10 protein-coding genes are annotated in these 11945 nt (G+C 67.9%); 5 read left to right on the forward strand and 5 right to left on the reverse strand.

Going from position 1 to position 11945, the window contains the following annotated elements:
* Nucleotides 1–227: 227 nt before the first annotated feature.
* Nucleotides 228–4067 carry a discoidin domain-containing protein gene (locus ABZW60_RS00235; protein WP_355472404.1) on the forward strand — a complete coding sequence of 1280 codons (3840 nt, stop codon included), beginning with the start codon at nt 228–230 and terminating at the stop codon, nt 4065–4067.
* Nucleotides 4068–4103: 36 nt separating this feature from the next.
* On the opposite strand, the gene ABZW60_RS00240 is transcribed toward ABZW60_RS00235, so the two are convergent.
* Together ABZW60_RS00240 and ABZW60_RS00245 are read right to left on the reverse strand one after the other, a co-directional pair.
* Nucleotides 4104–4880, reverse strand: a complete 777-nt coding sequence (locus tag ABZW60_RS00240) for an FCD domain-containing protein (protein WP_355472406.1) — start codon at nt 4878–4880, stop codon at nt 4104–4106.
* Nucleotides 4881–4919: 39 nt separating this feature from the next.
* On the reverse strand, nt 4920–5375 hold the full coding sequence (locus ABZW60_RS00245) for a helix-turn-helix domain-containing protein (protein WP_355472408.1): 456 nt from the start codon (nt 5373–5375) through the stop codon (nt 4920–4922).
* Nucleotides 5376–5487: 112 nt separating this feature from the next.
* On the opposite strand from ABZW60_RS00245, the gene ABZW60_RS00250 reads away from it, so the two are divergent.
* Genes ABZW60_RS00250 through ABZW60_RS00265 form a run of 4 tightly spaced genes read left to right on the forward strand, consistent with a single transcriptional unit; the run spans nt 5488 to nt 9375 of the window.
* Nucleotides 5488–6399 carry a nitrilase family protein gene (locus tag ABZW60_RS00250; protein WP_355472410.1) on the forward strand — a complete coding sequence of 304 codons (912 nt, stop codon included), beginning with the start codon at nt 5488–5490 and terminating at the stop codon, nt 6397–6399.
* Between the two features lie 4 nt (nt 6400–6403).
* Nucleotides 6404–7570 carry a hypothetical protein gene (locus ABZW60_RS00255; RefSeq protein ID WP_355472412.1) on the forward strand — a complete coding sequence of 389 codons (1167 nt, stop codon included), beginning with the start codon at nt 6404–6406 and terminating at the stop codon, nt 7568–7570.
* Nucleotides 7567–8859 carry an amidase gene (locus ABZW60_RS00260; RefSeq protein WP_355472414.1) on the forward strand — a complete coding sequence of 431 codons (1293 nt, stop codon included), beginning with the start codon at nt 7567–7569 and terminating at the stop codon, nt 8857–8859. Before ABZW60_RS00255 ends, ABZW60_RS00260 begins: the two co-directional genes overlap by 4 nt.
* A 24-nt stretch (nt 8860–8883) precedes the next feature.
* Entirely contained in the window at nt 8884–9375 is a 492-nt protein-coding gene (locus ABZW60_RS00265) for a hypothetical protein (RefSeq protein ID WP_355472416.1), read from the forward strand.
* On the opposite strand, the gene ABZW60_RS00270 is transcribed toward ABZW60_RS00265, so the two are convergent.
* The 3 genes from ABZW60_RS00270 to ABZW60_RS00280 are packed head-to-tail and all read right to left on the reverse strand — an operon-like array spanning nt 9274 to nt 11926.
* Nucleotides 9274–9651, reverse strand: coding sequence for a RidA family protein (locus tag ABZW60_RS00270; RefSeq protein WP_355472418.1), 378 nt, complete (start codon nt 9649–9651; stop codon nt 9274–9276). The genes ABZW60_RS00265 and ABZW60_RS00270 overlap by 102 nt on opposite strands.
* Nucleotides 9648–10889 carry an FAD-dependent oxidoreductase gene (locus ABZW60_RS00275; RefSeq protein WP_355472420.1) on the reverse strand — a complete coding sequence of 414 codons (1242 nt, stop codon included), beginning with the start codon at nt 10887–10889 and terminating at the stop codon, nt 9648–9650. The genes ABZW60_RS00270 and ABZW60_RS00275 overlap by 4 nt, the downstream gene beginning before the upstream one ends.
* A gap of 44 nt (nt 10890–10933) precedes the next feature.
* Nucleotides 10934–11926 (reverse strand): membrane dipeptidase, encoded by a 993-nt coding sequence (locus ABZW60_RS00280; protein ID WP_355472422.1) that lies wholly within the window; start codon nt 11924–11926, stop codon nt 10934–10936.
* Nucleotides 11927–11945 lie beyond the last annotated feature (19 nt).

The following is an 11945-nucleotide window of genomic DNA, read 5'->3' on the forward strand; positions in this document are numbered from 1 at the left end:
AAGAGCGGTACCCGCCGCAGTCAAATGCTTCTGATCCATTTGGTCAAAGCCTGGTCAGTAGAGCAGATCCATAGGGTTGACGCAATACATCGCGCTGGACATACTCGACCCACTCCGAACGCCTGCAACAGCGGCGAATTCGCGCCCAGCCCGACGACTTCCCGAGGGACTCATCCCTTACTTCACGTCACGAAGAATCAGATACATGCCGATCAGGAGGCCGCCCAATGAGCCGCAGAAGAACCGCATCGCTAGCAGCGCTGGCGGCGATCCTCGCCGCGTCGTTCCTCGTCCCACCGAAGTTGACGGCCTCCGCGCAGCAGGTGGGCGGTCGCGCCCCGTTCATCAACTCGTGGCTCGTCGCGGGTCCGTTCGACGCGCCGGTCGCCGACAAGCTGTACGAGTGCGAGGTCCCCGAGCAGGTGAATTTCGCCCAGCGGGCGTCGTCGATCACAGCGTCTTCGGCAACGCTGGCAGTGAATCCCGTGTCCAACCTGGTCGACGGGAGCACCAGCAAGCAGTGGGTGACGGAGAACGACTCGAGCCCCTGGGTGCAGTTCGCCTGGAGCACCCCGATCTCCCTCAACGAGGTCAGGATCGCCCAGTGGGGCGACGGCCGGCACGTGAACACCTGGTACCACCTCACCTTCACCCTCGCGGACGGCAGCTCCGTCGCGTCGGGCCAGGTGAACAGCACCTCCTCCAGCCCGGCCTCGCCGACGGCGTACTCCGCGGATCCCGGACTCACGAAGGTGGTCGGGATGAAGATCGAGATCGACAAGGGACGTACGCCGTACCCGTCGATCACCGGGATCTCCGAGGTCGAGGTCTACAACCGGCCGGTGCCGGTCGACGGGAGGACCCCGATCTCGCCGAAGCCGGGCGACACCTTCGGCGCCGGGGGTGAGCACCACGACTGGGAGTACTTCGACGACCGGCTCTACAACCGCAACTACGACGACTACCAGGACCTGTACGGGTACTACACGGTCAAGAAGGGCGTCGACACGCGCAACAAGTACGTCTACGCGAGCAGCTACGTCTACAGCCCGGAGGCCAAGGACGCGTACTTCGACGTCGGCGCGAGCGGCTCGTACCGGATCTACGTGAACGACCGCTGCCTGACACCGCCGAGCACGCCTGTCGAGGTGCAGAAGGACCTGACGAAGCAGGCGGTGCATCTGCGGCCGGGCTGGAACAAGCTGCTGATCCAGATCAGGCACACCTACACCGAGGACGTGAACGCGAACGGCGTGCCGATCGCGAAGGACCAGAACGTCGCCTACCTCGGGTTCTACGGAAGGGTCGCCGACCAGAGCGGCAACCCGGTCAGCGGACTGACGAGCTCGGTGGCCGGGCCGGGGTCCGCCCTGCAGATCGTCTCGGGCGGTCTGTCGACCGACGACGCGGTCCAGGGGCCGTTCCCGCGCAACACCATGCCGACCGGGTACCGGGAATGGCCGTATGTGTGGAACAAGTCCACGTCGACCGCGAACCACGGGGTCGCGGCTTCGGCGTTCCAGTTCATGGCCGGCGGCGGCTCGCCGGGCTACACCTGGAAGGTCGTCGACGGCCGGCTGCCGGACGGACTGGAGCTCACCCCCGACGGCACGATCGCGGACGGTCTCGTCAACGGGAAGCCGGATCTCAACAGCACAAAGGGCATCATCAGCGGTGCCGCCGCGACCGGCGACTACAACTTCACCGTCCAGGTCACCGACAGCGCCGGTAGCAGCGCGACGAAGACCTTCACGACGACGGTGAAGGAACGGCCGAACAAGTGGTTCGAGGAGGGCCGCGTCAGCGCGCTGACGCACGCCACCCCGACGTACAACTACTTCGTCGACCCGAACTACTCGGTTGATCTCTGGGCCGCGCGAGCCAAGCGCGAAGGGCACTCACTGGTCTCCGTCGAGGCCCTGCAGCAGAACTACTTCTGGCCGTCGAAGTTCGCCGACCCGAAGCACAGCAGGCAGCTCTACCTGCCGAAAGACAAGAACGGCCAGGTGGTCGACGGTCTGAAGCAGTACGAGCAGGCCGTGAAGCGGTACGGGATGAAGTTCGGGCTGTACTACGCCACCGAGGGCGGCGGGCTGCAGCACTACTCCACCGACGTGTTCGTGCAGAACGTCGAGGACCTGATCGGGCGCTACGACCCGGCGTACCTGTACTTCGACGGTCCGCAGGCGATGCCGAACGCGAACTACGACGTGATGTACAGCGCGGTACGGGATCACAGCAACGACATCGTCATCGACTCGAACGCCTGGGGTCAGGAGTACGGCGACCCGGACCTGCGTACCGGCGAGGCATCCGGCATCTATTCCAACGCGTCCGCGAACCACCTGGTCAAACGGACACCGATGGAGCCGTGGAAGATGATCCGCACCAAGAACCAGGTGTCGCCGTACTACGGCCAGCGCGACGACTTCCGCCAGGTCACCCAAGAGATGATCATGAACGCCGGCCGCGGTTACGTCGACAACAACGACCAGTCCGTGATCGACAGCCGGGGCCCGAACTGGGACTCCCCCACGGTGATCGCCACCAGATACCCGAAGGGCGTGCAGGAGTTCATCGACGTCCGGCAGAACCTGACCGACTGGTTCGCTCCCGCCGGCCTTCCCGAGCGGCACGAAGCGACCACCGGCACGACGCCGTACTTCCTGGCGGGGTACGGCTACGAGGACGACGGTCGCGGCAACTACGAGAAGTTCGCCTTCCCGAAGAGCACGACCGGGCCGCAGTGGGGCTACGCCACCGGGCGCGACAACAACATCTACTTGCACGTCGTGAAGGGACCGGACGGCAAGAAGGGCTTCGGCGCGATCCCCGGCCGGACGCTCACCATCAGCCCGGTCAAGGATCGGGTGACCTCGGTGACCTGGCTGAACCGGAACCTCCCGGTGACCTCGTTCAGCCAGACCGGCGACAGCCTGACGATCGACCTCGGTAACGTCGAGGAGGACCCGGTCGACTCGATCGTCAAGGTCGTCACCGACAACCCGGCGCGGACGTACAAGCTCACGAACGTCGTCGCCACCGGGGAACAACTCTCACCACGGGTCCTGCGGATCCGGCCCGAGGGCTACATGACGTACCCGGCGCTGAAGGCCGGCCTCTCCGCGGTCCGCTACACGAGCGCGGATCCCGGTATCGCGAAGGTCGTGCCCTCCGGTGTCGTGACGGGCGTCTCGAACGGCACTACGACGATCACCGTCACGGGCACTCACGAAGGCGTCACCAAGTCGGACAGCTTGAAGGTGTCGGTCACGGACGGCGTCGTCCGGGTCGGCGAGGACATGATCGGCGCGTCCCTCCTGGTCGGCGGCAAGGAGACGTACGGCGAGTTCGGCCTGAACGACGGACTCTCGTACCAGCTCGAAGGCCGCTCCGCCAAGGGCGGCGCGATCGGGCTCGACGCCGCCGAGGTCACCTGGCACGGCGGGATCGTGGACCTGGCCGGCGGCGACAAGTACACGCCGGTCGCGATCACGGAGGGCGGCTTCACCTTCGGGAACAATAAGATCGTCACCCCGCAGGTCGACCGCCTGACCAGAGGAGTCGTCTGGGCGGACGTCACCGTGAACGGCAAGACCGTGACGAGCAACAGGGTCTTCCTCGACCTGCAGCCCTATCGCAACCTGGCTGCTGCCGCGGAGGTCACCGCCGGCAACGACCAGGACGCGGCAGCGAGGTTGATCGACGGAAAGACCATCGACGCCACGCATTTCGACAGCGCGAAGTGGTCTGTCGCGGCCGGTACGCCGACGTGGCTCCAGTTCAAGCTGCCCGCGAAGGCCGAGCTGTCCAACCTGCAGCTGACCTTCAACACGCTCGATCAGCGGTATCTGAACACTCCCAAGACGATCACCATCCAGACCAGCGTCGACGGAGCGAGCTGGACCGACGTCAGCACGATCAACGGACCGACCGGACAGGCGTACTTCGGCGCCTACAACCAGTACCCGCTGAACGCGCAGGCGCAGTACGTCAGGTTGGCCTTCGACGGCGGAGCGAACGGGTCGGCGATCGACCTGCTCGAGGTCGCGGTCAACGGTAGGTAGCTCAACAGCCGTGGACGAGCATCGCCTGGCCGCCGGTCAGGCGGTGCCGTCCGCCGGGAACACCCGGCTGTGGATCTCCTGCTTGAACTGCTCGAGCGTCGTGTCGATGTGCTCGATCATCAGGGCCACCGCCTGCTGCTCGTCGCCCGCTCCGATGGCCGCCGCGATCGCCGCGTGCTGCTCCGCCGCCACCACGGTCGAGCCACCCGCGACACCGGCCAGGCCGATCACGCTGACCTGCCGCTGCAGCCGCTGCACCGAGTCGACACTCGCCGACAAGAACATGTTGGACGACGCGTCGCCGATCGCGCCGTGGAACTTCTCGTCCGCCCGGTTGAACGCCTCGAGGTCCCCCTGTGCCGCGGCGTCCGCGGTGAGCCGGGCCGCCTCGCGCAGTGCCTTGACCTGAGCCGGCGTGGCCCGCTGCGCGGCGAGCTCGGTCGTCTTGGTCTCCACGAACCGGCGGAACTCGAAGATCTCCTCGACCTGTCCGAGATCCGTCGGCAGGAAATGCACCAACGACTCCCGCCACAGCGCGGCTTCCGGCTCCGCCACATAGATCCCGCGGCCCATCTGCACCGAGATCCGCCCGAGCGCGGAGAGAATCTTGACCGCCTCCCGGACGATGGTCCGGGACATCCCCACTGCCTCCGCGAGATCCTTCTCGGTCGGCAGCCGATCACCGGGCTCCAGCCGAGCCTTGACGATGTACTCCAGGATCCGCTCGGCCGCGATCTCGTACCCAGGACGGTATCCGCGGTCCGCAGCCCCCTGCTGCTCCGCAGACGACAACCGCTCGGACCGGCCCGGCATCACATCCCCATTCTCCCGCTGACACACCGGATCCCAAGACTACTGCTCGTCCGAGACCTTGCGGACGAAGGCTTCGGTGGAGTCGAGGGGGCGGCCGGATTCGTCGGTGACGGTCAGCTTGCGGAGTGGTTTCTTGGTCTTGGTGTCGAGGAGGACCGAGTGGGGTTCGGTGGGTTCGAAGAGGTGGTCTTCGCCCCATTGCCGCAGGCTGACCAGGATGACGAACAGGTCGCGGCCCTTCTGGGTCAGGGCGTACTCGTGGTACGCCGTTCCGTCGGCAGCCGGGAGTACTTCGAGGATGCCGTGCGCGACGAGTTCACGCAGCCGTGACGACAGGATGTTCTTGGCGAGACCGAGGTTGCGCTGGAACTCGCCGAAGCGGGTGATGCCGTCGAAGGCGTCCCGGACGATGAGCAGGGACCAGCGATCGCCGATCACGTCGACGGCCCGCGCGACCGGGCACTCAGCTCCCTCATGCCTCACACGCTGCGGCATCAACTTTCCTTCCACCGAACCCTGAGCAAGTGGTTGCAAGTATAAACCAGATCCCCTACGCTCCAGATCTGGTTTCAAGGTGAAACCAGATTGCGAGCAAGGAGGCCCTGCCATGACGACACAGGCGCAGCACGAGGCGGATCCGAGGGTGAGCCCGGTGCGGGTCGCGGTCGTGCAGTTCGAGCCGCGCGTCGGCGTCGAGAACCTGAAGGCCAACGCGCTGGCGGTGGAGGAGCGACTGACGGCCGCCGCCGACGCGGGAGCCGGCCTGATCGTGCTCCCCGAGCTCGCGACGACCGGCTACGTGTTCGAGTCGCGGGAGGAGGCGTATGCCCACGCCGAGTCGGTGCCCGACGGGCCGACCGTGGAGATGTTCGCCCGGATCGCCGCCGCCCGGAACCTGTACATCGTCGGCTGCGTGGTCGAGCAGGTCGGCGCGAAGCTCTACGACACCGCCGTGCTGGTCGGCCCCGAGGGCTACATCGGCCGGTACCGCAAGACGCATCTGTGGAACACCGAGAAGCTGTGGTTCACCCCGGGCGACGAGGGTTTCGCGGTGTTCGACACGAAGATCGGGCGGATCGGCCTGCTCGTGTGCTGGGACATCTGGTTCCCGGAGACCGCGCGAATCGTGGCGCAGATGGGCGCCGACATCATCTGTATCCCGACCGGCTGGGTGTGGACGCCGCCGCCGCTGTACGACGCGAGCGGGGTCTGCATGGCGGCGTACCTGACGATCACCGCGGCCCACGCCAACAACGTCTTCATCGCCACCGCGGACCGGATCGGTCAGGAGCGCGGCGCGGGATTCATGGGCAACTCGCTGATCGCCGGGACGAACGGCTGGCCGATCGACCGGATCGCCGGCCCGGACGAGGACACGATCATCTACGCCGACGTCGACCTGACCGCCGCCCGGACGGCGCCGATCTGGAACCAGCTCAACGATCTGCATCGGGATCGCCGCACCGATCTGTACGACCAGATGCTCGGCTACAGCGACCGCGCTCCGCTGCCGAGGTGACTCCATGACAACAGTCCGCAGTACGACGGGCCTCACGGGCTCGCGCCGGACCGCTGTCTGGGCCGCATCCGCCTGCGTCGCGCTCCTGGCGCTCGCCGGCTGGACCTTCGCGCTGCTCTCCCACGACGCGCATCCGTGGAACGGCGACTACAGCCGGCCCAGCGGATTCGCGTCATGGCTGATGGGGTCGATCAGCGAACCCCAGTACTACGCCGTTGCCCCTGCCGGCGCGCTGCTGCTGATCGGGGGCCTGGTCGGCCACGTCGCGCACCGGATGTCGTGGCGATGGCAGGGCTTCGTCCAGGCATGCGGCTCCGGTCTGTGGCCGTGGGCCGCCGGGAGCGCGCTGCTCAGCCTGGTGCTCGGCAACGTCATCTGGGGATGGACCCTCGCCTCCGGAGGCTGGCAGCCGCTGTTCGTGCCGCTGGTCTCCGTGGCTCCGGCCATCGTCGTCCTCTACGGACCGGGCCGGAGGATCGCGCTCTCGGCGGCCGTCCTCGGCGCCGTCCTCACGCCGCCGGCATCGATCCTCGCCGTCAGATACATCTGCGTACCCCTCGATCTCCCGCCGGTCGTTGGCGCCACCACCGGTATGTGGGTCGGTGCCGCCGTCGCGTTCTGGATCTGCGGCCGGCTCAGCTGGATGCCACCGGCCGGAGCCTGGCGCGCCCAGCAGCGAGCCCAGCCGGGTACGGTAAGCGGTCGGCTCTGGGTCCCGCGCCGCGCCTTGGCGGACTTCTCCGAGGCGCAGTTCTTCGGCAACGAATGGGCCAGCGCGACCCTGCTCGCCGGTGCGATCGTCGCGCACGTGATCAGCCCGTCCAGTACGTCGTACGGATCCGGCCTCTTCACCGCGGTACTCGCGAGCCAGGTGATCACCGCGCTAGCCGGGGTCCTGATCTGGCGCCGACGCTGGGAACGGTACGGCTTCTACCCGACCTTCGTGCCGGTCGTCTCCGTGGCACCGGCCACCGTCCTTGCCTTCGGTGGGACGATCCAGGCGGTCCTGGCCGGAGCGCTGCTGGGTGCGCTGATCGCTCCGCCGGTCGCAGCCGCGATCTCGGCGCGGCTGCCGAACACCGTCCATCCTTTCGTCGGCAATGTCGCATCGATGAGCGTCTGTACTGCGCTGATCGTGCCTGCCCTTCGCCTCTTCCCAGGATTCGCATGACGACCGCCACCGAACTTGCCAGGGCACTGCGCCGCCGTGAAACCTCGGCGACAGCCGTCGCCGAGGCAGCACTACGCCGCAGTCACGAACTGAACCCCGACCTCAACGCGTTCGCGCTCATCGACGACGAAGGCGCTCGCGCCGCCGCGCGGCTGGCCGACGAACAACTTGCTCAGGGCATCGACCTGGGCCCGCTGCACGGCGTACCCGTGGCCGTCAAGGACATCATCGACATGGCCGGTCTGCCCACCACCTGTGGATCGGCCACCTCCTTCGGGGCCACCGCCACCGAGGACGCCGAGGTCGTCCGGCGCCTGCGCGCTGCCGGGGCCGTGATCATCGGCAAGACCACGCTGCACGAGTTCGCGTACGGCGCCACCGGCGACCGGTCCGTGCACGGCCCGTCCCGCAATCCCGACGATCCCCGCCGGATGTCCGGAGGAAGCAGCGGCGGCAGCGCGGTCGCAGTGGCCGCCGGCATGGTGCCACTGGCGCTCGGGACGGACACCGCCGGATCCGTCCGCGTACCGGCCGCGCTGTGCGGTGTGGTCGGCTTCAAGCCGGCGTACGACGCCCTTCCGACCGCCGGGACGTATCCGTTGGCGCCCAGCCTTGACCACGTTGGTCTCTTCGCGGCGACGGCTGAAGACGCCCTCGCCGGCTACGGAGCCATCAGCGGCCGGCCGAGCGAACCGTGGACCGGCAGCTTCTCGGTCGGATGGATACCGCCGCGGTCGATCGCCGTGACCGATCCGCGCATCGAAGACCTCACCATGCAGCTCGTTGATCAGGCCTTCGGTATCGCAGTGGTCGAGGGCCTTCCCAAGTGGGACCTGTTCGACGTGTTCTCGACACTCCAGGGCAGCGAAGCGTTCCGCGTGCACGAGCACCATCTCGACGCGGACGCCGACATCATCGATCCCGAGGTGCTTGCGCGACTCACCAAGGGTCGCGCGATCCCTGATCGGCTCTACGCCGAGGCCAACGAGGCGCGACGTGAACTCGCACAAGTCGTCGACGACCTGCTGTCGACGTACGACGTGCTCGCGCTGCCGACGGCGCCGATCGTGGCACCGGCGATCAACGAACGCACAGTGACAGTCGCCGGCACGGACCTCGAGGTGCGCTCAGCTCTGCTCTCCTTGACCAGCCCCTGGAACATGACCGGCTCGCCCGCGATCAGCGTGCCCGCGGGCCGGGTCGACGGGCTGCCGGTCGCCGTACAACTCATCACCGCACCGGGCAACGAGGGACTTCTCTTCGCTGCCGCGGACAAGCTCACCAGGTAGCTCACCAGGTAGAAAGGAACACCCATGCCGTCGATCCAGGTCGATCTGCCGCTGACCGCCGACGCAGCGACGAAACGCGCGTTCGCGCAACGTATCGGGGACATCTACGGGGAGATCATGCAGATCGGCAGGGATCTCCTCACCGTCTCCATCCACGACGTCGGCACCGGCGGGGTGTGGCGATGCCACGAGTCGGGCGCGCCCACCCCGTCGGGCCTGATCATGTGCGACATCCGGAACGGCCGTCCTCCGGAGACCAGGGCGCGGCTGGCGCAGTCGCTCATCGACGCCTGCGTGGAGACGTTCGACCTCGACGCCGTGTGGATGAAAGTCGAGTTCACCCAGCACGACGGCGACGAGATGTACCACCCGCACCTGGGCGGCTTCAACACCGACTGGACCGGCGACGAACGCTCACGTCGTCGCGCCGGGGTTGTCGAGCCACGCGACGACGTCGAGCTCGACGCGGAACGGCGGGAAGAGTTGCGCGCCGATCGTCGTACGGGCGGGGCGTAGGTCGGGGAACTCCTCGGTCCACACTTCGTTGTACGCGGCGAAGTGCTCGAGGTCGGACTGGTAGGCGGTGACCTTGAGGATCTGGTGCGGTTCGGCGCCGGCCTCGGCCAGTACCCGCCGGACGTTGCCGAAGGCCGCCCGCGCCTCGGCGTGAAACGTGTCGGTGACAGGGCACCAGCTCTCGTCAACGCCTACCTGACCTGACAACACCAAAAGATTGCCGTGCCTGCGGTACGACGGGGCGGGCGGCGGCGTGATTGCGCTCTGCGAGTTCACGCGCGGCGCCGTGGGTCGAACGGGGCCAGATCGGGGACGGCTGTGCCGGTCGTGATCTGGTCGGCCAGGAGCTTGCCGGTGATGGGGCCCAGCGTGACGCCCCACATGCCGTGACCGCCCGCAACGTGTACGCCCGGAACGTTGGACCGACCGATCACCGGCAGCCCGTCCGGCGTGAGTGGTCGGGGTCCGACCCATGGCTCGCGTACGTCGGTCCAGTCGGCGCCGTCGATCAGCGGGCGGATCGAACGCAGGATCGTGTCGAGGCGATGACTGTCGTACGGCGCGTCCCGGTCGGCGATCTCCATCGTGCCGGCGACGCGGACCCGCTCCCCGTACGGCGTGAGCGTGACGCGGACGCCGGGCAGATAGACCGGGCCCGCAAGCGATTCGGCCAGCCGGACGCTGCACGAATAGCCTCGCCCGGCCTGAACCGGCACCCGGAGGCCAAGGCGGCGCCCCAGTTCCGGAAGCCACGCCCCCGTGGCCAGTACGACGGCATCTGCCCTATATGGCGGCCGAGTCCACGTGTCCACCTGCAGCTCGCCGGGCCCGAACCCGACCGCGCGCACCAGAGCGCCCTCGACGATCTCACCGCCCCGCTCGCGCACCGAGTCGGCGAGCGCGTCGAGAAACAGGCCCGGTGCAAGGAACCGCTGGCCCTCCACGTGCAGGACCTGCGTGATCCGATCCGAGAACGGCGCCTCGTGCCCGGCAGCGATCCGGTGCGACACGTCCTGCCCGGCCGCGCGAGCAGCAGCAAGCTCGTGCTCGAGACCGGCACTGTCCTCGCCGGCGGTGAACCCGATCCGGATGCTCCGCTCATGGACCTCCAGCGGTACGCCGCCCTTGGCGAGCTCGTCGAACGCGTCGAGGCTGTCCACGGCCAACCGACTCAGCGCGGCCATCCCGCGCCGCCACCGCGGCCCGGTCGCGTTCCGGGCGAAGCCGGCCAGGAACGCGAGCGTCGTACCGGACGGCCGCCCGCGCAGCGTGACCGGCGATCCCCGGGTGAGCAGACCCTGGACACCTTCGCGCAGCAGCGCCGGCTCCGGGAGCGGCGCCACCATCGCGGGCGTGAGGTAACCGGCGTTGCCCCACGACGCACCGGCGCCGACCCCCGACCGTTCGAGAACGGTGACGTCCGCGCCGTGCTCCTGCAAGAACCACGCACACGACAGCCCGACGACTCCGGCTCCCACGACCACAACGCGTCGAGGTGAGGACGGTACGGTCATATCCACTCCTGACATGAGTCGTGCTGCCCGGTCGGTGCGACCGATCAGCGCCACACGTTCTCCGCCACCCGCAGGAAGTTGCCGCCGAGAATCCCCTCGACGGCCTCCGGCGGATAGCCGCGGTCCACCAGGGCATCCGTGATGGCGGGCAGGCGCTCCGGCTCGATGAAATTCACGTGATCCCACTGCGCGTAGCTCGGCGGGAACAGGTCGGGGTTCTCGGCGAGCTCGGCATCGGCACCGCCGAAGCAGAAGTCCAGCCCCAGCCCCACGTGCTGCCATCCGACGACCTCGACGGCATGGTCGAGGTGCCGCACGATCGCCTCGGTACTCGCATCGTTGGCGCCCAGAAAGATGCCCACACCGTTGATCCCGACGACGCCGCCGGTGGCCGCACACGCGAGCATCTGGTCGTCCCACACGTTGCGTTCGTGGTCGTGCACCGCACGCGCCGCCGTGTGGGAGAGCACGACCGGCGCGGCCGAGGTCTCGAAGATGTCCATCGACGTGCGGTAGGAACAGTGCGCGGCATCGACCACCATCCCCACCCGGTTCATCTCGGCAACGACCTGACTGCCGAACTCCGTCAGGCCGCCGTCGACCTCGTCGTGACAGCCCGAGCCCGCGGCGTTGCGATGGTTGTAGGTCAGCAACATGGTGCGTACACCGAGGTCGTAGTAGGTCTGCACCAGATCGACGCGCCCACCCAGCGGGCGGGTGTCCTCCAGGTCGAACGCGACAGCCAGCCGTCCGGAGGCCTTCGCCGTGCGTACGTCGTCGACCGAGCGCGCCAAGAGGTAGCGGCCGGGATTCGCCAAGATCTGCCGGCGGAACCCGGACAGCACCCGGATCGTGTCCGCGACGTCGTGCGGGGCGTAGCCGACGTTCACCGACACGTACGAAGCCCCCGCCTCGGCGTAGCGCCACAGCTCGTCGACATCGGTGTCCGGATCGAGCGGGAGGCAGCAGTGCTGCTCCCACACGACGGCCCGCGCATATCGGGCCGCGGATCCGAGCGTCGCCTCTTCCTGCGCCATGGTCCTCCCTTGTACCGAC

The organism is Kribbella sp. NPDC003557, from assembly GCF_040610805.1.
Lineage (GTDB): Bacteria > Actinomycetota > Actinomycetes > Propionibacteriales > Kribbellaceae > Kribbella.